Annotated in this window: 16 protein-coding genes and 4 tRNA genes; 7 read left to right on the forward strand and 13 right to left on the reverse strand. The window is 60.1% G+C overall.

Translation table 11 applies throughout. The features are described from left to right. Genes NUH87_RS08265 through NUH87_RS08275 form a run of 3 tightly spaced genes read left to right on the forward strand, consistent with a single transcriptional unit; the run spans position 1 to position 3,710 of the window. Positions 1–1,074: a microcin C ABC transporter permease YejB gene (locus NUH87_RS08265; protein WP_040063117.1), complete on the forward strand. Its 1,074-nt coding sequence runs from the start codon at positions 1–3 to the stop codon at positions 1,072–1,074. 1 nt (position 1,075) lies between these two features. Further along, entirely contained in the window at positions 1,076–2,095 is a 1,020-nt protein-coding gene (locus NUH87_RS08270) for an ABC transporter permease (RefSeq protein ID WP_040063118.1), read from the forward strand. A 1-nt stretch (position 2,096) separates the two neighbouring features. Then, positions 2,097–3,710, forward strand: coding sequence for an ABC transporter ATP-binding protein (locus tag NUH87_RS08275; protein WP_338525573.1), 1,614 nt, complete (start codon positions 2,097–2,099; stop codon positions 3,708–3,710). A gap of 112 nt (positions 3,711–3,822) precedes the next feature. On the opposite strand, the gene NUH87_RS08280 is transcribed toward NUH87_RS08275, so the two are convergent. The 3 genes from NUH87_RS08280 to lon form a co-directional block, all read right to left on the reverse strand. Further along, entirely contained in the window at positions 3,823–5,682 is a 1,860-nt protein-coding gene (locus NUH87_RS08280) for a SurA N-terminal domain-containing protein (RefSeq protein WP_338525574.1), read from the reverse strand. Between the two features lie 241 nt (positions 5,683–5,923). After that, positions 5,924–6,196: an HU family DNA-binding protein gene (locus NUH87_RS08285; protein WP_002552737.1), complete on the reverse strand. Its 273-nt coding sequence runs from the start codon at positions 6,194–6,196 to the stop codon at positions 5,924–5,926. Positions 6,197–6,344: 148 nt separating this feature from the next. Beyond that, entirely contained in the window at positions 6,345–8,741 is a 2,397-nt protein-coding gene (lon, locus tag NUH87_RS08290; protein ID WP_040063121.1) for an endopeptidase La, read from the reverse strand. A gap of 196 nt (positions 8,742–8,937) precedes the next feature. Between lon and NUH87_RS08295 the strand changes: the two genes are divergently transcribed. Next, positions 8,938–10,269, forward strand: coding sequence for an IS4 family transposase (locus NUH87_RS08295; RefSeq protein ID WP_338522612.1), 1,332 nt, complete (start codon positions 8,938–8,940; stop codon positions 10,267–10,269). A 46-nt stretch (positions 10,270–10,315) separates the two neighbouring features. Here the strand turns inward: NUH87_RS08295 and clpX are convergent, their stop codons facing one another. The 7 genes from clpX to NUH87_RS08330 form a co-directional block, all read right to left on the reverse strand. Beyond that, complete coding sequence (gene clpX, locus NUH87_RS08300) at positions 10,316–11,599, reverse strand: ATP-dependent Clp protease ATP-binding subunit ClpX (protein WP_040063122.1); 1,284 nt, start codon at positions 11,597–11,599, stop codon at positions 10,316–10,318. 107 nt (positions 11,600–11,706) lie between these two features. Then, on the reverse strand, positions 11,707–12,348 hold the full coding sequence (gene clpP / locus NUH87_RS08305; protein ID WP_040063124.1) for an ATP-dependent Clp endopeptidase proteolytic subunit ClpP: 642 nt from the start codon (positions 12,346–12,348) through the stop codon (positions 11,707–11,709). 93 nt (positions 12,349–12,441) lie between these two features. Beyond that, positions 12,442–13,752, reverse strand: a complete 1,311-nt coding sequence (gene tig / locus NUH87_RS08310; RefSeq protein WP_338525575.1) for a trigger factor — start codon at positions 13,750–13,752, stop codon at positions 12,442–12,444. A 363-nt stretch (positions 13,753–14,115) separates the two neighbouring features. After that, positions 14,116–14,191 (reverse strand) — tRNA-His (locus NUH87_RS08315). An 83-nt stretch (positions 14,192–14,274) separates the two neighbouring features. Then, positions 14,275–14,359, reverse strand: a tRNA-Leu gene (locus NUH87_RS08320). A 57-nt stretch (positions 14,360–14,416) separates the two neighbouring features. Continuing rightward, positions 14,417–14,492 (reverse strand) — tRNA-His (locus tag NUH87_RS08325). A gap of 32 nt (positions 14,493–14,524) precedes the next feature. After that, a tRNA-Arg gene (locus NUH87_RS08330) sits at positions 14,525–14,601 on the reverse strand. 279 nt (positions 14,602–14,880) lie between these two features. Between NUH87_RS08330 and folD the strand changes: the two genes are divergently transcribed. Further along, positions 14,881–15,735: a bifunctional methylenetetrahydrofolate dehydrogenase/methenyltetrahydrofolate cyclohydrolase FolD gene (gene folD / locus NUH87_RS08335; RefSeq protein WP_040063128.1), complete on the forward strand. Its 855-nt coding sequence runs from the start codon at positions 14,881–14,883 to the stop codon at positions 15,733–15,735. 97 nt (positions 15,736–15,832) lie between these two features. Here folD and cysS read toward each other — a convergent pair whose 3' ends face one another. Both cysS and NUH87_RS08345 read right to left on the reverse strand, forming a co-directional pair. Continuing rightward, positions 15,833–17,215 (reverse strand): cysteine--tRNA ligase, encoded by a 1,383-nt coding sequence (gene cysS, locus NUH87_RS08340; protein WP_338525576.1) that lies wholly within the window; start codon positions 17,213–17,215, stop codon positions 15,833–15,835. A gap of 42 nt (positions 17,216–17,257) precedes the next feature. Next, on the reverse strand, positions 17,258–18,955 hold the full coding sequence (locus tag NUH87_RS08345; RefSeq protein WP_338525577.1) for a glutamine--tRNA ligase/YqeY domain fusion protein: 1,698 nt from the start codon (positions 18,953–18,955) through the stop codon (positions 17,258–17,260). A 257-nt stretch (positions 18,956–19,212) separates the two neighbouring features. Between NUH87_RS08345 and NUH87_RS08350 the strand changes: the two genes are divergently transcribed. Next, positions 19,213–19,716, forward strand: coding sequence for a peptidylprolyl isomerase (locus tag NUH87_RS08350; RefSeq protein WP_338525578.1), 504 nt, complete (start codon positions 19,213–19,215; stop codon positions 19,714–19,716). Further along, positions 19,713–20,468: a UDP-2,3-diacylglucosamine diphosphatase gene (locus NUH87_RS08355; RefSeq protein ID WP_338525579.1), complete on the forward strand. Its 756-nt coding sequence runs from the start codon at positions 19,713–19,715 to the stop codon at positions 20,466–20,468. Before NUH87_RS08350 ends, NUH87_RS08355 begins: the two co-directional genes overlap by 4 nt. On the opposite strand, the gene NUH87_RS08360 is transcribed toward NUH87_RS08355, so the two are convergent. Then, positions 20,457–21,986 (reverse strand): DHA2 family efflux MFS transporter permease subunit, encoded by a 1,530-nt coding sequence (locus tag NUH87_RS08360; protein ID WP_338525580.1) that lies wholly within the window; start codon positions 21,984–21,986, stop codon positions 20,457–20,459. The two genes, NUH87_RS08355 and NUH87_RS08360, sit on opposite strands and share 12 nt — an antisense overlap. Positions 21,987–22,007 lie beyond the last annotated feature (21 nt).

A 22,007-nucleotide genomic window follows, 5' to 3' on the forward strand; every position in this document is an offset into this window, starting at 1 on the left:
ATGCTGGCCTATATTTTTCGCCGACTGCTACTGATCATCCCGACCCTGTTCGGCATCCTGTTGATCAATTTCGTGATCATCCAGGCCGCGCCCGGCGGCCCCGTGGAGCAGATGATCGCCAAGATCGAGGGCTTCGAAGGCGCCACCAGCCGGATCGCCGGCGGCGGTGCGGAAGTCTCGGTGGCCGGCTCCAACTATCGCGGCGCCCAGGGCCTGGATCCGGCGCTGATCAAGGAAATCGAGCACATGTACGGCTTCGACAAGTCGGCGCCGGAACGCCTGTGGATCATGATCAAGAACTACGCGACCCTGGACTTCGGCAACAGTTTCTTTCGCGATGCCAAGGTCGTCGACCTGATCAAGGAAAAACTGCCGGTGTCCATTTCCCTGGGGCTCTGGAGCACCCTGATCATGTACCTGGTCTCCATCCCCCTGGGCATCGCCAAGGCCACCCGCCACGGCAGTCATTTCGATGTCTGGACCAGTTCGGCGATCATCGTCGGCTATGCGATTCCGGCGTTCCTGTTCGCCATCCTGCTGGTCGTGGTGTTCGCCGGCGGCAGCTACCTGAACTGGTTCCCCTTGCGCGGCCTGACCTCGAACAACTTCGAGCAGTTGAGCCTCGGCGGCAAGGTCCTCGACTACTTCTGGCACCTGGCGCTCCCGGTCACCGCCCTGGTCATCGGCAACTTCGCCACCATGACCCTGCTGACCAAGAACAGCTTCCTCGATGAAATCAACAAGCTGTACGTGATCACCGCCAAGGCCAAGGGCCTGACCCAGCGTCGCGTGCTCTATGGCCACGTGTTCCGCAACGCCATGCTGCTGGTCATCGCCGGTTTTCCCTCGGCCTTCATCGGCATCTTCTTCACCGGTTCCCTGTTGGTGGAGGTGATCTTCTCCCTCGACGGCATGGGCCTGATGAGCTTCGAAGCGGCCATCAACCGCGATTACCCGATCGTCTTCGGCACCCTGTTCATCTTCACCCTGCTGGGGCTGGTGGTGAAACTGATCGGCGACCTCACCTACACCCTGGTCGATCCGCGCATCGACTTCGAACATCGGGAGCATTGAGATGCAGTTATCCCCCCTCAATCGCCGACGTTTCGAACGGTTCAAGGCCAACAAGCGCGGCTGGTGGTCGCTGTGGCTGTTCCTGGTGCTGTTCGGCCTGAGCCTGGGTGCCGAACTGATCGCCAACGACAAGCCGTTGGTGGTGCACTACGACGGCGGCTGGTACTTCCCGGCCCTCAAGCGTTATCCAGAAACCACGTTCGGCGGCGAATTCCCGCTGGAAGCCAACTACAAGAGCCCCTATATCCGCGAACTGCTCAAGGCCAAGGACGCCTGGACCCTGTGGGCGCCGATTCCGTTCAGCTATCAGAGCATCAACTACGACCTGCGCGTCCCGGCCCCCGCCCCGCCTTCGGCGGACAACCTGCTGGGCACCGACGACCAGGGCCGTGACGTGCTCGCCCGGGTGATCTACGGCTTTCGGATCTCGGTGCTATTCGCCCTGACCCTGACCGTGCTCAGTTCCATCATCGGCGTCAGCGCCGGCGCGTTGCAGGGCTTCTACGGCGGCTGGGTCGACCTGGCCGGCCAGCGCTTCCTGGAAATCTGGTCCGGGCTGCCGGTGCTCTACCTGCTGATCATCCTCGCCAGCTTCGTCCAGCCGAACTTCTGGTGGTTGCTGGGGATCATGCTGCTGTTCTCCTGGATGAGCCTGGTGGACGTGGTGCGCGCCGAGTTCCTGCGCGGGCGCAACCTGGAATATGTGCGTGCGGCCCGAGCCCTGGGCATGCAGAACGGCGCGATCATGTTCCGCCATATCCTGCCCAACGCCATGGTCTCGACCATGACCTTCATGCCGTTCATCCTCACCGGTGCCATCGGTACCCTGACCGCCCTGGATTTCCTCGGCTTCGGCCTGCCGGCTGGCTCGCCATCCCTGGGCGAGCTGGTGGCCCAGGGCAAATCCAATCTGCAGGCGCCCTGGCTGGGCATGAGCGCGTTCGCCGTGCTGGCCTTGATGCTCAGCCTGCTGGTGTTTATCGGCGAGTCCGCTCGCGATGCCTTCGACCCGAGGAAGTAAGATGAATCAGGACAATCTGATCGAAGTACGCGACCTCTCGGTGGAGTTCGTGGTCGGTGAGCAGCGCCAGCGGGTGGTGGAGAACGTCAGCTTCGATATCCGCCGTGGCGAAACCCTGGCCCTGGTGGGCGAAAGCGGCTCGGGCAAGTCGGTCACCGCGCACTCGATCCTGCGCCTGCTGCCCTATCCCCTGGCCCATCACCCCAGCGGGACGATCCAGTATTCCGGCCAGGACCTGCTGACCCTCACCGAGAAGACCATCCGCCACATCCGTGGCAATCGTATTGCGATGATCTTCCAGGAGCCGATGACCTCGCTGAACCCGCTGCACTCCATCGAGAAGCAGATCAACGAAGTGCTCGGCATCCACAAGGGCCTGAGCGGCAAGGTCGCCACCCGGCGCACCCTGGAGCTGCTGGAGCTGGTCGGCATCCCCGAGCCGCACAAGCGCCTCAAGGCCCTGCCCCACGAGCTCTCGGGCGGCCAGCGCCAGCGCGTGATGATCGCCATGGCCCTGGCCAACGAACCGGAGCTGCTGATCGCCGACGAGCCGACCACCGCCCTCGACGTCACGGTGCAGCTGAAAATCCTCGAATTGCTCAAGGAGCTGCAGGCGCGCCTGGGCATGGCCCTGCTGCTGATCAGCCACGACCTCAACCTGGTCAGCCGGATCGCCCAACGCGTGTGCGTCATGCAGCGCGGTCGCATCGTCGAACAGGCCGACTGCGAAGCCTTGTTCCAGGCCCCGCAACATCCCTACACCTGTGAACTGCTCAGCGCCGAACCCCGTGGCGAACCGGCCCGTACCGAGGTCGGTGAGCCGCTGCTGGAGGTGCAGGACCTCAAGGTCTGGTTCCCCATCAAGAAAGGCCTGCTGCGCAGCACCGTGGACCATGTGAAGGCCGTGGATGGCATCCACTTCAGCCTGCCCCGGGGCCAGACCCTGGGCATCGTCGGCGAAAGCGGCTCGGGCAAATCCACCCTAGGGCTGGCGATCCTGCGACTGATCGGCAGTCAAGGCGATATCCGTTTCGAAGGCCAATCCTTGAACCGCCTGTCCCAGCACCAGGTCAGGCCGTTGCGGCGGGAGATGCAGGTGGTGTTCCAGGACCCGTTCGGCAGCCTCAGCCCGCGCATGTGCGTCAGCGAGATTATCGGCGAAGGCCTGCGGATCCATAAGATCGGCAATCAACAGGAGCAGGAAGCAGCGATCATCGCTGCGCTGAAAGAGGTGGGCCTGGATCCGGAAACCCGCCATCGCTATCCCCACGAGTTCTCCGGCGGGCAACGTCAGCGTATCGCCATTGCCCGGGCGCTGGTGCTCAAGCCCGCGCTGATCCTGCTCGACGAGCCGACCTCGGCCCTCGACCGCACGGTGCAGCGCCAGATCGTCGAACTGCTGCGCTCGTTGCAGATCAAGTACGGCCTTACCTACCTGTTCATCAGCCATGACCTGGCGGTGGTCAAGGCCTTGAGTCACAAGCTGATGGTGGTCAAGCATGGCAAGGCCGTCGAACAAGGTGAGGCGAAGGACATCTTTGCCGCGCCGCAGCACCCTTATACGAAGCAGTTGCTGAAAGCGGCCTTCCTCGTCCCCGACGCGAGCCCGCTGTAGGGGGCTCGGCCGACAGCCCTGCCGAGCCCTTGAGTACAAGGTCCCGGCAATAAAAAAGACCGCTCGATGAGCGGTCTTTTTTGTACGACGGGTGTTGGCCGAATCAATCGCCTCAGAAGCGCTTGATGTCCGCCTGGCCTTCCAACTGCTTGCGGTACGCCGCGAAGTCCTGCTGACCGGCACGGGACGCGAGGAAGCGACGATAGGACGCCTTCTCTTGTTCGCTTGGCGCGGCGCCTTCGCTCACACCTTTCAGGCTCACGAGCACCAGGCTACCATCGGCCAGGGTCACGGTGCTGAAGGTCGGCTTGTCCTTGGCCTCAGGCTTGGGCATGCGGAACAGCGCTTGCAGCACCGCCGGATCGACCCCTTCCTGACCACGGGTAACGGCTTCCTGGGTTTTCCAGGCCTGGCCGGCCGGCAGCGGCTTGCCCGCACGCAGACTGGCGATCAGCTCGTCAGCCTTGACCTTGGCCGCCGCGGTGGCGTGCTCCTTGGTCAATTGCTTGCGAATCGCGGCATCCACGCTGGCCAGCGGCAGTTGCTCGGGCTTGTGGTGTTCCTTGACCCGCAACACGATCACGGTATCCGGATCCAGGTCGATGGCGGTGCTGTTGGCACCGTCATCCAGCACTTCCGAACTGAACGCCGCGGTCACCACGGCACGGTTCGCCGCCAGACCCTCGCCGCCTTCACGACCGAACGGCGCGGAGGTCTGTACCTTCAGGTTCAGGTCCTGGGCCGGCTGAGCCAGATCGGAGGCTTCGAACGAGGCGTCTTCGAGCTGCTTGGTCGCCTCGACGAAACGCTGTTCCACCTGCTGGGTTTTCAGCTCGCGGGTCAACTTGTCCTTCAGGCTGGCGAAGGTCGGCACCTGCGGTGCCTCGACGCCCAGCAGCTTGATCAGGTGATAACCGAACTCGCTGCGCACCGGTGTCGACACCTGGTCCTTGGTCAAGGCATACAGCGCCTTCTCGAAGGCCGGGTCATACACGCCTGGACCGGCGAAACCCAGGTCACCGCCATGGGCGGCCGAACCCGGGTCCTGGGAGAACTCCTTCGCCAGGGCATCGAACTGCTCACCCTTGGCCAGGCGCTGCTGGATCTCTTCGATCTTCGCCTTGGCCTGGGCGTCACTCACCTTGTCATTCACTTCGATCAGAATGTGCGCGGCCCGACGCTGCTCGGCGAGGTTCGCGGTTTCTTTCTTGTACAGTGCCTGCAGGTCTTCGTCCTTGACGCTGACCTGGTCGAAGAACGACGACTTCTTGAGCTCCAGGTAGTCGACGACCACCTGGTCCGGCGTCATGAACTCCTTGGCGTGCTGGTCGTAGTGAGCCTTGACCTCGTCATCGGTCAGCTTGACCGCCGACAGGTCGATCGGGACGCTCAGCGAGGCGAAATCGCGGGTCTGTTTTTCCAGGCGGGCAAAGGCCGACACCTGGGCATCGGTGACGAAACCACTGCCCGCCAAGCCGGCACGGATCTGGCCGATCAGCATTTCCTGGGCCAGCATCTGGCGGAATTGCAGGCGACCGTAGCCCAGCTGACGAATCACCTGGTCGAAACGATCGGAGCTGAACTTGCCGTCCACCTGGAATTCAGGGGTTTGCAGGATGACCTGGTCCAGAGCGCCCTCGGAGAAAGCGAACTTCGACTTCTCGGCCCCCTGAAGCAGCAGCTTGCGGTCGATCAGCCCCTTGAGGGCGGATTCGCGCAGCATTTTCTCATCCAGCAACGAGGCGTCGAAATCCTTGCCCAGCTGTTGCATGAGCTGGCGACGTTGCATGTCGACCGCCTGGCTCAGCTCGGTCAGGGTGATCTCGTCACCGTTGACCTTGGCCGCGTCCTGGCTGGTGGAGGTGGCCCGGAAAATGGCATCGAAACCGGTCAGCGCCATCAATGCGACGACGACCCCGATGATGGTCTTGGCAATCCAGCCTTGTGAATTGTCCCTGATATTTTGCAGCATGCTTCCCCCAGAAACGGTTGAACTTCAAAGTGGGCAACCGTGGAGCGTGGGTAGAGTCCGGATAGAAGAAAGGCGCATCCGAGGATGCGCCTTCTCGTAACTGACGGAACGGATGAGGGCTCGAATACGCGTCCCTCGGCGTGTCAGGCCGGCCCTGAAGGGACCTTGGCCGACCGCTTCACCGCTCCGCGGCCAGATCAGGCAAGAACCCGACCCGGATAGGCAAAGGCTTGAACGAATGTCAGTTGACAGCTTCTTTCAGTGCTTTACCGGCTTTGAAACCTGGTTTTTTGGCTGCGGCGATTTCCAGCGTCTTACCGGTCTGAGGGTTACGACCGATGCGAGCAGGACGGTCGGTCACGGAGAAAGTGCCGAAACCTACCAGTACAACGGAGTCGCCAGCCTTCAGAGCGCCAGTGACGGATTCGATGACTGCGTCCAGCGCACGGCCAGCAGCAGCTTTCGGGATATCAGCGGATGCAGCGATAGCATCAATCAGTTCCGACTTGTTCACTCTAAGTCCCCTTATATCTATTGAGTATATTTCTAAGTTTTTGGGTAAACGCAAAACCTGTGCTGAATGGCCTACAGACACTTAAGAGCCGCTTTATAACAAGGGCTCTAAAAAGCTGTCAAGGAAGCCATCCAGACTTGATCCGTACTTAATGCGTGCTGATTCTTTCCTTGGAATCGGAGTCGCGCTTCTCATCTTTCGCGACGATCTCCGGAGCCACATCTGGCAAGGGCTCCGGCGCGTATTGCAGCGCAATTTGCAGGACCTCGTCAATCCATTTAACCGGTTTAATCTGCAGATCCTGCTTAATATTGTCAGGAATTTCCTTCAGATCACGCACATTCTCTTCTGGAATGATCACCGTCTTGATCCCGCCACGATGTGCCGCCAGCAGTTTTTCCTTCAAACCGCCAATGGCCAGCACCTGACCGCGCAAGGTAATTTCACCGGTCATGGCCACATCGGCACGGACAGGAATGCCAGTCAAAGCCGACACCAGGGCTGTACACATTCCTACGCCGGCGCTAGGACCATCTTTCGGGGTCGCCCCTTCCGGCATATGGATATGGGTGTCGCGCTTCTCGTGGAAGTCCAGGGGGATGCCCAGGCTCTTGGCACGGCTGCGCACCACGGTCAGCGCGGCGGTAATCGACTCGACCATGACATCGCCCAGGGAACCGGTCTTGATCAACTGGCCCTTGCCCGGCACCACGGCGGCTTCGATGGTCAACAGCTCGCCACCGACCTGGGTCCAGGCCAGGCCCGTGACCTGACCGATCTGATCCTGCTGCTCGGCCAGGCCGTAGCGGAATTTGCGCACCCCGAGGAAATGCTCCAGCAGGTCGGACGTGACCTTGACCGCGAAGCGTTTTTCCAGCGCGTGCTCTTTTACCGCCTTGCGGCAGACCTTGGCAATTTGCCGCTCCAGCCCACGCACACCGGCTTCACGGGTGTAGTAGCGGATGATGTCGCGAATCGCCTCGACCTCGAACTCCAGCTCGCCTTTCTTCAGGCCGTTGGCCTGGATCTGCTTGGGCGACAGGTACTTGATGGCGATGTTGATCTTCTCGTCCTCGGTGTAACCCGGCAGGCGGATCACTTCCATCCGGTCCAGCAGCGCCGGCGGGATGTTCATCGAGTTGGAGGTGCAGAGGAACATGACATCGGACAGGTCGTAGTCAACTTCCAGGTAGTGGTCGTTGAAATTGTGGTTCTGTTCCGGGTCCAGCACCTCAAGCAGCGCCGAGGCGGGATCGCCACGCATGTCGCTGCCCATCTTGTCGATCTCGTCGAGCAGGAACAGCGGGTTGCGTACCCCAACCTTTGTCATTTTTTGTATCAATCTTCCTGGCATCGAACCGATGTAAGTCCGCCGATGGCCACGAATTTCCGCTTCGTCACGGACGCCACCGAGGGCCATCCGTACGAATTTTCGGTTGGTTGCGTGAGCAATCGACTCAGCCAGGGAGGTTTTACCCACACCAGGAGGTCCGACCAGGCACAGTACAGGGCCGCGAATTTTCTTCACGCGCTTCTGCACGGCGAGGTATTCGAGGATCCGCTCCTTGACTTCCTCCAGACCATAGTGGTCCGCATCGAGAATGTCCTCGGCCCGCGCCAGGTCCAGGCGCACCTTGCTCTGGGCCTTCCACGGCACCTGTACGAGCCAGTCGAGGTAGGAACGCACCACGGTCGCCTCGGCGGACATCGGCGACATCTGCTTGAGCTTGTTCAACTCGGCCATGGCCTTGGCCAGGGCATCTTTCGGCAGGCCGGCGGCGTCGATGCGCTTTTTCAGCTCCTCGACTTCGTTATGGCCTTCGTCGCTGTCGCCCAATTCCTTCTGAATGGCTTTCATTTGCTCATTCAGGTAGTACTCGCGCTGGCTACGCTCCATCTGCTTCTTGACGCGGCCACGGATACGTTTCTCGACCTGCAGCAGGTCGATTTCAGCGTCGAGCAAGGCCAGCACGTGCTCGACACGGGCCGACAGATCGACGATTTCGAGAATTTCCTGCTTCTGCTCGATCTTCAGCGCCATATGGGCAGCCATGGTATCGACCAGGCGGCTCGGCTCGTCGATGCTGTTCAACGACGACAGCACTTCAGCCGGCACTTTCTTGCCCAGCTGCACGTATTGCTCGAACTGCGCCAGCAGGCTGCGGACAAAGACTTCGGACTCGCGGTCCGGGGCATCGACCTCTTCGATCAGCGCCACTTCGGCACGGCAGTAGCCGTCGACCTCGCTGAAACGCTCGACGGTGCCGCGCTGCTCGCCCTCGACCAGCACCTTGACGGTGCCGTCAGGCAATTTGAGCAATTGCAATACGGTGGCGACTGTACCTACGCGATACAGCGCATCTTCGCCCGGGTCATCATCGGCGGGATTACGTTGGGCCAGCAGCAGAATCTGCTTGTCGCCCGTCATCGCGGCCTCGAGGGCTTCGATAGATTTCTCGCGCCCCACGAACAGCGGGATAACCATGTGCGGATACACCACGACATCACGCAATGGCAGGAGAGGCAATTCGATGGTCGTCTTCATGATTTCGCCTCTACGGCGGCCATAAGGCCGGAAACAGATGGATAAGCTTGAAACCAAGATGGGGGCTTGTTCGGAAAAAAACAAGCGCCAAAAGAAAAGGGGCCCGAAGGCTAATGCCGATCAGTTAAGCCTCGTCGCTTGACCTTTGGCCGCAAGAAATCAAAATCCGATGCCTGAATAGGCATCGGATTTTTTTATGCGTCTGGCTCGGGCACTGGAACTAACCCACAACTTCGTCTCGACTCCCAATTCCATTGAGGGATTGGACTCGTTGCTTGATCCCTCTCTGGTCGAGCAAGCGTTGGAACAGGCCGGCGTAGCCACCCTTCGCAAGCGGCGTCTGCCCTTGGAAATGATGCTCTGGTGCGTCATCTCCATGGCGTTCTTCCGGCGCATGTCGGCGTGGGATGTGGTCAGTCGCATGAACATCATGCTGCCCGGGCAACGCCCACTGGTCGCACCCAGCGCCGTAGTCCAGGCCCGTCAACGATTGGGTAGCGAGGCCGTACGACAAGTCTTCGATCTGACGCAGAAAAGCTGGCATGAAGCGGCCGGCCATCCGACCTGGGCCGGATTGCGTTTACTGGGGGTCGACGGTGTCGTCTGGCGAACGCCCGATACACCCGAAAACCGTGCGCGTTACGACTCCGCCAGCAACCAGCATGGCGATACCGGTTTTCCTCAGGTGCGCATGGTTTGCCAAATGGAGTTGACCAGCCATTTGCTGATCGGCAGTGCTTTTGATGGCTATCGCAGTAACGAAATGAAACTGGCAGAGCAACTGATCGACACCACGCCAGATCACTCGCTGACGCTGTTTGATCGCGGTTTCTACTCCTTGGGGTTGCTGCACCAATGGCAGCAGGTCGGCACTGAGCGGCATTGGCTGATGCCGCTGCGTAAAGGTGCGCAGTACGAAGTGATTCAGCGCTTGGGGCGTCAGGATGCGGTGGTCTCGCTCAGCACTTCGCCGCAGGCCCGCAAGCAGTGGCCAGGCTTGCCAGAGCGCCTAACCGCAAGGCTCCTAAGCAAGACCGTAAAGGGCAAGGTCTGTCAGATTTTGACGTCGATGGTCGATCCGCTGCGTTTCCCATCCGATGAAATCGTCGACCTATACAGCCATCGCTGGGAAATCGAATTAGGATTCAGGGAAATGAAACAGACACTGCTCAACAGCAGCTACACGTTGCGTAGCAAGACGCCCGAGATGATCGAGCAAGAGTTGTGGGGCGTGTTGCTGGGCTACAACCTGTTGCGTTATCAGATGGTGGAAATGAGCCGCCATTGTCCGGGCATCCATCCGTGCGAGCTAAGCTTCACCGCGTGTACTTGGGCGATCCTGGGTTTTATCAATGGCGTTTCTGCGGATCGCTCAGGGAACATCCCCAAATACCTCGCCGAATTGCATGCCTCGGCCCCGCACTATGTACTGCCGCATCGCCGGGAAGAGCGGGTTTATCCGCGAGCTATCAGGCTGAAATCCCCGAAGTATCCGATCAAAAATAAAAATGCCAGTCAGCTTAACTGACTGGCATTAGCCCGAAGGCCCCTTGTCAGGTCACAGTCTGTCGCCCTCAGGCGTCAGGCGCGGCCTTGGCCGGCGGCTCGCTGTTCTCGTAGATGTACAGCGGCTGGGATTTACCCTCGATCACGCTTTCATCGATCACCACTTTGCTCACTTCGGACTGCGAAGGGATTTCATACATGGTGTCGAGCAGGATGCCTTCCAGGATCGAACGAAGGCCGCGAGCACCGGTTTTACGCTCCAGGGCACGCTTGGCGACGGATTTCAGTGCGTCGGCACGGAATTCCAGGTCAACCCCTTCCATTTCGAACAGCTTGGCGTACTGCTTGGTCAAGGCATTCTTCGGCTCGGTGAGAATCTGCATCAATGCAGCCTCATCCAGCTCGTCCAGCGTGGCCAGGACCGGCAGGCGGCCGACGAATTCCGGGATCAGACCGAACTTGACCAGATCGTCAGGTTCGACTTCACGCAGGGACTCACCCACCTTCTTGCCTTCTTCCTTGCTGCGGACTTCGGCGCTGAAGCCGATGCCGCCACGGGTGGAACGGTTCTGGATGACCTTTTCCAGACCGGAGAACGCACCACCACAGATAAACAGGATGTTGCGCGTGTCCACCTGCAGGAATTCCTGCTGCGGGTGCTTGCGACCGCCCTGGGGCGGAACGGAGGCCACCGTGCCTTCGATCAACTTCAGCAAGGCCTGCTGCACGCCTTCACCGGAAACGTCCCGGGTAATCGACGGGTTATCGGACTTGCGGGAAATCTTGTCGATTTCGTCGATGTAGACAATGCCCATCTGGGCCTTTTCCACATCGTAGTCGCACTTCTGCAACAGTTTCTGAATAATGTTTTCCACGTCCTCGCCCACATAACCCGCCTCGGTGAGGGTGGTTGCATCGGCGATGGTGAACGGCACATTCAGCAGACGCGCCAGGGTTTCGGCCAGCAGGGTCTTGCCCGAGCCGGTCGGGCCGATCAGCAGGATGTTGCTTTTGCCGAGCTCGACGTCATCATTTTTCTTGTCACGCTGGTTCAGACGCTTGTAGTGGTTGTAGACCGCTACCGCCAGAACCTTTTTCGCACGCTCCTGACCAATCACGTACTGATCAAGGATGCCGCTGATTTCTTTAGGCGAAGGCAATTTATGCGCGCTGCTTTCGGCCTGTGCCTCCTGCACCTCCTCGCGGATGATGTCATTGCACAGGTCGACGCACTCGTCGCAGATAAAGACCGAGGGGCCGGCAATCAATTTGCGTACTTCATGCTGGCTTTTGCCACAGAAGGAGCAATAAAGCAGCTTGCCGTTGTCCTCGCCGTTGCGGGTGTCAGTCATTCGATCGATCCAAATCCGATAGGCTTGCAACACAAGATGAAGGCTATTGCGGGCTTTTTCAAGTCCACAGGTGGTCAGTCGTGACCGACCACCTACATTTGGGCTGCTTAGGCGGGCATTTGACGCTTTTCACGCACGGAGTCGATCAGGCCGTATTCGACCGCACGCTGGGCGCTCATGAAGTTGTCGCGGTTGGTATCGCGCTCGATGGTTTCCATGGTCTGCCCGGTGTGGTAGGCCAGCAGCGAGTTCAGACGCTCGCGAATGAACAGGATTTCCTTGGCGTGGATCTCGATATCCGAGGCCTGGCCCTGGAAACCGCCCAGCGGCTGGTGAATCATCATGCGCGAGTTCGGCAGGCAGTGACGCTTGCCCGCGGCGCCGCCGGCCAGCAGGAAAGCGCCCATGCTGCAGGCCTGGCCGATGCACAGCGTGGAAACGTCGGGCTTGATGAACTGCATGGTGTCGTAGATCGACATACCGGCGGTCACCGAACCACCTGGCGAGTTGATGTAGAGATGGATGTCCTTGTCCGGATTTTCCGCTTCAAGGAAGAGCAGTTGCGCCACGACCAGGTTGGCCATGTAGTCCTCTACCGGGCCGACCAGGAAAATCACTCGCTCCTTGAGCAGGCGCGAGTAGATGTCATAGGCACGCTCGCCGCGGGCGGACTGCTCGATAACCATCGGGACCAGGCCGCCTGCGGCCTGGATGTCAGAGCTCTGCTGAATATAAGAATTGCGGGACATGTCCTGCAGTCACTCCCAAATAGTCATGTCTTGAATACGCATAAGCCAGCGCGAGGCTGGCTTATGGTGTGTATTTTCCAACGAGTCAGAAAATCAGTCGGCTTGTGGCGCTTCCACCGGCTTGACTGCTTCTTCGTAGGAGACCGATTTATCGGTCACATTCGCCTTCTGCAGAACAGTATCCACAACTTGTTCTTCCAGCACAACCGAACGGACTTCGTTCAGTTGCTGGTCGTTCTTGTAGTACCACGACACAACCTGTTCTGGTTCCTGGTAGGCCGAAGCCATTTCCTGGATCAGCTCACGAACGCGGGTTTCGTCAGGCTTGAGGTCGAACTGCTTGACCACTTCAGCGACGATCAGGCCCAGCACGACGCGGCGCTTGGCTTGCTCTTCGAACAGCTCGGCCGGCAGTTGGTCAGGCTTGATGTTACCGCCGAACTGCTGAACGGCCTGCACGCGCAGACGGTTCACTTCGTTTTCCAGCAGGGCTTTCGGCACTTCGATCGGGTTGGCGGCCAGCAGACCGTCCATTACCTGGTTCTTGACCTTGGACTTGATGGCCTGACGCAGCTCACGCTCCATGTTCTTGCGAACTTCGGCGCGGAAACCGTCCAGACCGCTTTCCTTGATACCGAACTGGGCGAAGAAGGCTTCGTTCAGCTCAGGCAGGGTCGGTGCCGACACGGTGTTCACGGTGACGGTGAACTCGGCGACTTTGCCGGCCAGGTCCAGGTTCTGGTAGTCAGCAGGGAAAGTCAGGTTCAGAACGCGTTCTTCACCGGCTTTGGCGCCGACCAGGCCATCTTCAAAGCCAGGGATCATGCGGTTGGAGCCCAGCACCAGCTGGGTGCCCTTGGCGGAACCGCCAGCGAAGACTTCACCGTCGACCTTGCCAACGAAATCGATATTCAGCTGGTCTTCGTTCTGGGCGGCGCGATCGGCCACTTCGAAACGGGTGTTCTGCTTGCGCAGGATTTCCAGCATGTTGTCCAGGTCGGCGTCCGCCACGTCGGCGCTCAGGCGCTCGACAGCGATGGAGTCGAAACCGGCAACGGTGAACTCAGGGAATACTTCGAAAGTAGCGACGTATTCCAGGTCCTTGCCCTTCTCCAGCACTTTCGGCTCGACAGAAGGTTGGCCAGCCGGGTTCAGCTTCTGCTCAACCACGGCTTCATAGAAGGAGGCCTGGATCACATCGCCCACGGCTTCCTGACGGGCATCCGCCTCGTAACGCTGGCGGATCACGCTCATTGGCACCTTGCCAGGACGGAAGCCTGCAATCTTGGCCTTTTGGGCAGTCTGCTGCAGACGCTTGTTGACCTGGGTCTCGATGCGCTCAGCTGGCACGGTGATGCTCATGCGGCGCTCAAGAGCCGATGTATTTTCAACAGAAACTTGCATGGATATTCCTCGTTGCACAGACATTAGCCGGCCGTTTCCGACCTCAGAAGCAAGGGCAAGCATTCTAGTGGGTCGGACTCAAGAAGTCACCCTACTGAAAACGGCTAAAAACAGCAGGTAATAATTGGTCATGGACCGCCCTTGGGCAAGGTGCCCGGGACAGACGGTCACCCCATCGCCTTTCTTATGTTATTCCCGGCCTCCTGAGTTCATCCATCCTCATCAAGGACCTGAAGGCCGATACGCTCAGCACCAGAAACTTCCATGCAAGGCGTATCACACGAATACCCCCCCCCGCACTCAGATGGCGAAATGCGCGCAAAAAAAAAGCGCCAGACGATAAGTCTGGCGCTTTTTCTAATATGGGGTGGACGATGGGGATCGAACCCACGACAACAGGAGTCACAATCCTGTGCTCTACCAACTGAGCTACGCCCACCATATTGCCTGTTCAAAAAGACCGATCAGATCGACCTCCTTGTTCAGCCTCACCAACGCCAACCGGCCCTGATGAAACTTATTTGGTGCGGATGAAGAGACTCGAACTCTTACGCCTCGCGGCGCTGGAACCTAAATCCAGTGTGTCTACCAATTCCACCACATCCGCGCATCAAGCTTTTTAAAGCAAAAACGCCAGACCGTTGATCTGGCGCTTTTCGAAATATGGGGTGGACGATGGGGATCGAACCCACGACAACAGGAGTCACAATCCTGTGCTCTACCAACTGAGCTACGCCCACCATATTGCGTTACTTGTGCCAAAGCTGCCTAATGGCGCACCCGGCAGGACTCGAACCTGCGACCATCCGCTTAGAAGGCGGATGCTCTATCCAGCTGAGCTACGGGCGCCTTATTAATCTGTACTCGGTGACGACTACAAACCAAGTGCTTCAATCTTGCTGAGCCAGACATCAACTCTGCTCGACCTTCTCAACCAGTGCTAGGCTATGCCCGACAAGCGCGACAGATGTTATAGACGAGTCAAAAGGTCGTCAACTCCTTTTTGAAAAAAACTCAGAAATATAAAGGGGTTAGGGGAATATCCGGACCAAGCGCCTTTGCCCTCGCGCCACGACATGCGAGAATGCGCACTCTTTTTCAACCCCTCTCGATGGTTAATCACGCGTCATGACTGCACAACTAATCGACGGCAAAGCGATCGCCGCCCGTCTGCGCCAGCAGATCGCCCAGCGTGTCGCCGAGCGTCGCCAGCAGGGCCTGCGTACGCCAGGCCTCGCGGTGATTCTGGTCGGCAGCGATCCTGCCTCTCAGGTTTATGTTTCGCACAAGCGTAAAGACTGCGAAGAGGTCGGCTTCATTTCGCAAGCCTACGACTTGCCCAGCGACACCACCCAACAGGCGCTCACCGACCTGATCGATCGCCTCAATGACGATCCGCAGATCGACGGCGTGCTGCTGCAATTGCCGCTGCCCGAGCACCTGGACGCCTCTCGCTTGCTGGAACGGATTCGCCCGGACAAGGACGTCGACGGTTTCCATCCTTATAACGTCGGTCGCCTGGCACAGCGCATCCCACTGCTGCGTCCCTGCACCCCGAAAGGCATCATGACCCTGCTGGAAAGCACCGGGGCCGATCTTTACGGGATGAATGCGGTGATTGTCGGCGCGTCCAATATCGTCGGTCGCCCGATGGCCATGGAACTGCTGCTGGCCGGCTGCACCGTGACCGTCACCCACCGCTTCACCCAGGACCTGGCCGGCCACGTCGGCCGTGCCGACCTGGTGGTGGTGGCTGCCGGCAAGCCGGGCCTGGTCAAGGGCGAGTGGATCAAGGAAGGCGCCATCGTCATCGACGTCGGCATCAACCGCCAGGAAGACGGCAAGCTGGTGGGTGACGTGATCTACGAAACCGCCCTGCCCCGCGCCGGCTGGATCACCCCGGTCCCGGGCGGCGTCGGCCCGATGACCCGCGCCTGCCTGCTGGAAAACACCTTGTATGCCGCCGAAACGCTGCATGCCTGAAGCCTGGATGCATCCAGTGGCACTAGTGCGCTGAGATGCTTTCACTCAACAAAAAAACCGCCAATTGGCGGTTTTTTTGTTTTTACACAGATACAGCTCAGTCAGCCAGACGCCAGGTCGTCCCGCCCTTGCCGTCTTCCAGCACCACACCCATGGCGGTGATCTGGTCACGGATGCGGTCGGATTCCGCCCAGTCCTTGGCGGCCCGCGCCGCCAGGCGCGCCTGGATCAAGGCTTCGACTTCTGCCGCATCGACCCGCCCTTCGGCGCCCGCCTGCAGGAAATCGTCTGCCCCCAACTGCAAGACGCCGAGCACACTGGCCAGCTCTTTAAGACGTGCCGCCAGACCGGCCGCCGCCGTGAGGTCGCTCTCGCGCAGGCGGTTGATCTCGCGCACCATCTCGAACAGCACCGCACAGGCTTCCGGCGTGCCGAAGTCGTCGTTCATCACCTGGGTGAAACGCTCGACAAAAGCTTCACCGCCGGCCGCCGGCACGCTCGGCAGGCCTTTCAACGCATGGTAGAAACGCTCCAGGGCGCCCTTGGCATCCTTGAGGTTGTCTTCCGAATAGTTGATGGCGCTGCGGTAATGGCTCGACACCAGCAGGTAACGCACGACTTCCGGGTGATACTTGTCCAGCACATCGCGAATGGTGAAGAAGTTGTTCAAGGACTTGGACATCTTCTCGCCATTGATGCGAATCATGCCGCAGTGCATCCAGGCATTGGCGTAGGTCTTGCCGGTGGCCGCCTCGCTCTGGGCGATTTCGTTTTCATGGTGCGGGAACTCGAGGTCGCTGCCGCCGCCATGAATATCGAAGGTCTCGCCCAGGCAGCAGGTGGACATCACCGAGCATTCGATATGCCAGCCCGGACGCCCGGCGCCCCACGGCGACTCCCAGCTCGGCTCGCCCGGCTTGGCGGCTTTCCACAGGACGAAATCCAGCGGATCCTGTTTCGACTCGTCGACCTCGATCCGCGCACCGATGCGCAGGTCTTCGATCTTCTTGCGCGACAGCTTGCCGTAGCCGAGGAACTTGCCGACGCGGTAGTACACGTCGCCATTGCCCGGTGCATAGGCGTAGCCCTTGTCGATCAGGGTCTGGATCATGGCGTGCATGCCCGCGATGTGATCGGTGGCCCGCGGTTCCATGTCCGGCTTGAGGATGTTCAGGCGCGCCTCATCCTCGTGCATCGCGGCAATCATGCGCTCGGTCAGCGCTTCGAACGACTCGCCGTTCTCGTTGGCCCGATTGATGATCTTGTCGTCGATGTCGGTGATGTTGCGCACGTACGTCAGGTCGTATCCGCTGAACCGCAGCCAGCGGGTCACCAGGTCGAAGGCCACCATGCTGCGGCCATGGCCCAGGTGGCAGTAGTCGTACACGGTCATCCCACAGACATACATGCGTACCTTGTTGCCATCCAGCGGCTTGAAGACTTCCTTGCTCTTGGTGAGCGTGTTGTAGATCGTTAGCACGAAGAAGCTTTCCTCTCTCTATCAGAGCCGATCAGGCCTGAATCACTGACCCCAGGAGTCGCGCAGGGTCACGGTACGGTTGAATACCGGGGCACCTGGTTTCGAGTCCTTGATATCCGCACAGAAGTAACCTTCGCGCTCGAACTGGAAACGGTCTTCCGGCTGTGCGTTGCCCAGCGAAGGCTCGGCACGACAACCGGTCAGGACCTGCAGGGAGTCAGGGTTGATGTTGTCCAGGAAACTGGCGCCGTCTTCGGCCTTCTCCGGGTTCGGCGAGCGGAACAGGCGATCGTACAGACGGACTTCGCACTCGACGCTGGCCGCTGCAGGCACCCAGTGGATCACACCCTTGACCTTGCGGCCTTCAGGGTTCTTGCCCAGGGTGTCCGGGTCATAGGAGCAGCGCAATTCGACGATGTTGCCGTCGGCGTCCTTGATCGCTTCGTCGGCACGGATCACATAGCTGCCGCGCAGGCGCACTTCACCGGTCGGCTCCAGGCGCTTGTAGCCCTTGGGCGGCTCTTCCATGAAGTCTTCGCGATCGATGTAGATCTCGCGAGCGAATGGCAGCTGGCGCACACCCATGTCTTCTTTCGGGTGGCACGGCAGCTCGAGGTTCTCGACCTGGCCTTCCGGATAGTTGGTAATGACCACTTTCAGTGGCCGCAGCACGCACATGGCCCGCGGCGCGCTCTGATCCAGGTCGTCACGGATGCTGAATTCCAGCATGCCGAAGTCCACCACGCCGTCGGAACGGTTGGTGCCGATCATCTCGCAGAAGTTGCGGATGGATTTCGGGGTGTAGCCACGACGGCGGAAGCCCGACAGCGTCGACATGCGCGGATCGTCCCAACCGTTGACGTGCCCTTCGTCCACAAGCTGCTTGAGCTTGCGCTTGCTGGTGATGGTGTAGTTCAGGTTCAGCCGGGAGAACTCGTACTGACGCGGCTTGCACGGCACCGACAGGTTGTCGAGGAACCACTCGTAAAGCGGGCGATGGCCTTCGAACTCCAGGGTGCAAATGGAGTGGGTGATCCCCTCGATGGCGTCCGACTGACCGTGGGTGAAGTCGTAGTTCGGGTAGATGCACCACTTGTCACCGGTCTGGTGGTGGTGGGCATGGCGAATGCGATAGAGGATCGGGTCGCGCAGGTTCATGTTCGGCGAGGCCATGTCGATCTTGGCCCGCAGCACGCGTGCGCCATCCGGGAACTCACCGGCTCGCATCCGGGCGAACCAGTCGAGGTTCTCCTCCACCGAACGCTCGCGGAACGGGCTGTTCTTGCCCGGCTCGGTCAGGTTGCCACGGTATTCCTTGGCCTGATCGGGGGTCAGGTCGTCGACGTAGGCCTTGCCGGCCTTGATCAGTTCCACGGCCCAGTCATGCAACTGGTCGAAATACTGCGAGGCATAGCGCACTTCACCGGACCATTCGAAGCCCAGCCACTTGACGTCGCTTTCGATGGCGTCGATGTATTCCTGGTCTTCCTTGGCCGGGTTGGTGTCGTCGAAACGCAGGTGCGTCACGCCACCGAACTCCTGGGCCAGGCCGAAGTTCACGCAGATCGACTTGGCATGGCCGATGTGCAGGTAGCCGTTGGGTTCAGGCGGGAAACGCGTCACGATCTGAGTGTGCTTGCCCGAGTCCAGGTCGGCCTGAATGATCGGGCGCAGGAAGTTGACCGGGACAGCCGGTCCGGTCTTGGCGTTCGAGGTAGGGTCGACAGTGGGCTTGCTCATAGGATCCTTGGGCTTGCGAGTGCGCGGCCGGGTGCGGCCTGATCAATCAAAACGGGTATCATAGCCGATGCGATCAGGCACCTGACAGAGGCGCGCCGAAAACGGCGGCTATTAATAGGGCCCGGATGAAAAAACCGCCTCGGTTCCCGCGCCTCACGTTAAACTGCGCCACCTGGTGGATTTATGCCAGACAGGTTCGGCCCCGCGAGCACTACCCGCACGCCGAAACCCATGAATTCCTTCAAAGAGTAGCCAAGATGACCCAAGTCAAACTGACCACCAACCATGGCGAAATCGTCCTGGAACTGAACGCCGAGAAAGCCCCGATCACCGTGGCCAACTTCGTTGAGTACGTCAAAGCCGGCCACTACGAAAACACGATTTTCCACCGCGTGATCGGTAACTTCATGATCCAGGGCGGCGGTTTCGAGCCTGGCATGAAAGAAAAGAAAGACAAGCGCCCGAGCATCCAGAACGAAGCGGACAACGGCCTGCCGAACGAGAAATACAGCGTCGCCATGGCCCGTACCATGGAGCCGCATTCGGCCTCCGCGCAGTTCTTCATCAACGTCACCGACAACAGCTTCCTGAACCACAGCGCCAAGACCGTCCAGGGCTGGGGCTACGCGGTATTCGGCAAAGTGGTTGCCGGCACCGAAGTGGTCGACAAGATCAAAGGCGTAGCCACCACCATGAAGGCCGGCCACCAGGACGTTCCGACAGAAGACGTGATCATCGAGAAAGCCGAGATCGTTGAGTGATACTGCTGATTTCAGATTTGCATCTGGAAGAGGAACGCCCGGACATCACCCGGGCGTTTCTGGATTTCCTGGCCGGACGCGCCCGTTCGGCACAAGCGCTGTACATCCTGGGCGATTTTTTCGAAGTCTGGATCGGCGACGATGCCATGACCCCCTTTCAACGCTCGATCTGCACGGCCTTGCGCACATTGAGCGACAGCGGCACACGGATTTTCCTGATGCACGGCAACCGTGACTTCCTGCTGGGCAAGGCCTTCTGCAAGGCGGCCGGCGCCACCCTGCTCAAGGACCCGAGCGTGGTGCAGATGAATGGCGAGCCGGTACTGTTGATGCACGGCGATAGCCTGTGCACGCGGGACGAGGCCTATATGCGCCTGCGTCGTTATCTGCGCAACCCCATCAGCCTGTTCATCCTGCGGCACCTGCCACTGCGCACCCGCCACAAACTGGCACGCAAACTGCGCAGCGAAAGCCGCGCGCAGACCCGCATGAAAGCCAATGACATTGTCGACGTGACACCGCAAGAGGTGGTGCAGGTCATGCAGCAACAAGGTGTGCAGACCCTGATCCACGGCCACACCCACCGACCGGCCATTCACAAGTTGCAACTCGGTGCACAGGCGGCGAAACGGATTGTGCTGGGAGACTGGGATCGCCAGGGCTGGGCCTTGCAGGTGGATGAGCAGGGTTTCCAGCTGGCGGCGTTTGATTTCACGCCGCCGCCAGCCCCGCTCGCCACATTAATGTCCTGACGCCGCCGGCCCGGCCTTCGCCGCGAACGGCGGCTTGGCCAGCCACACCAGCAGCATCAAGGCCATGAACCCCCAGCCCAGCAGCGTGAAGTAATCCACGGTCGAGAGCATGTACGCCTGGCTGGTGAGAAGCTGATCCAGCTGGGTATAGGCGCGGCTGCCCGCCCCACCGAGATTGCCCAGGGCCTCACGCGTCGCCGGGTCGAACGGGGTGATGCTTTCACTCAGATACGCATGGTGCTGGTCCGCCCGGCGAATCCAGATCCAGGTGGTCAGCGAGGCCGCGAAGCTCCCCCCCAGCGTCCGCAGGAAGGTAGCCAGCCCGGCACCGTCGGCGATCTGGCTCGGCGGCAGGTCGGACATCAGGATGCTCAAGGTCGGCATGAAGAACAGCGCCACCCCGATCCCCATGAACAGTTGCACCATGGCGATATGCTGGAAGTCCACCTCATTGGTGAAACCGGCGCGCATGAAGCAGCTCAGGCCGATCGCCAGGAACGCCAGTCCGGCGAGCAACCTCAAATCGACCTTGTTGGCGTATTTACCGACGAACGGCGACATCAGCACCGGCAGGATCCCGATCGGCGCCACCGCGAGGCCCGCCCAGGTCGCGGTGTAGCCCATCTGGGTCTGCAGCCACTGCGGCAGGATCAGGTTGATGCCAAAGAACCCGGCGTAACCGAGGATCAGCACAATGGTGCCGATCCGGAAATTACGGTAGGCAAACAGCCGCAGGTTGACCACCGGATGCTTGTCGGTCATTTCCCAGATCACGAACACCGACAGGGCAATCGCCGAGATGACCGCACCGATCACGATGAAGTTCGACTCGAACCAGTCCAGGTCATTGCCCTTGTCGAGAATCACCTGCAAGGCCCCCACGCCAATGATCAGGGTCAGCAGGCCAACATAGTCCATCGGCTGGCGACTGATCTCCACCGGACGGGACTTGAGTTGCTGGCGGACCACCATCGCGGCGAACACACCGATGGGCACGTTGATGAAGAAAATCCACGGCCAGCTGTAGCTGTCGGTAATCCAGCCGCCGAGAATCGGTCCGGCAATCGGCGCCACCACCGTGACCATCGCCAGCAGCGCCAGGGCCATCCCTCGCCTGGCCGGCGGATAGACCGCGATCAGCAGCGTCTGGGTCATGGGGTACAGTGGCCCGGCCACCAACCCTTGTAGCACGCGAAAGCCCACCAGCTCGGGCATCGAGGTGGAAATACCGCAGAGGAAGGAAGCCAGCACGAACAGGATCGTGGCCCAGATGAACAGCTTCACCTCGCCGAAACGCCGGCTCAGCCAGCCGGTCAGCGGCAAGGCAATGGCGTTGCTCACGGCAAAGGAGGTGATGACCCAGGTGCCCTGCTCCGAACTCACGCCCAGGTTGCCGGAAATGGTCGGCAAAGCCACGTTGGCGATGGTGGTGTCGAGCACCTGCATGAAGGTCGCCAGCGACAGGCCGATGGTACTGAGCAACAGGCTGGGCGGAGTGAAAGATGCGTTCGAGCTCATCGCGAATCCTTGGAAACGAGG

It is taken from the genome of Pseudomonas batumici, from assembly GCF_036585405.1.
GTDB classification, from domain to species: domain Bacteria; phylum Pseudomonadota; class Gammaproteobacteria; order Pseudomonadales; family Pseudomonadaceae; genus Aquipseudomonas; species Aquipseudomonas batumici.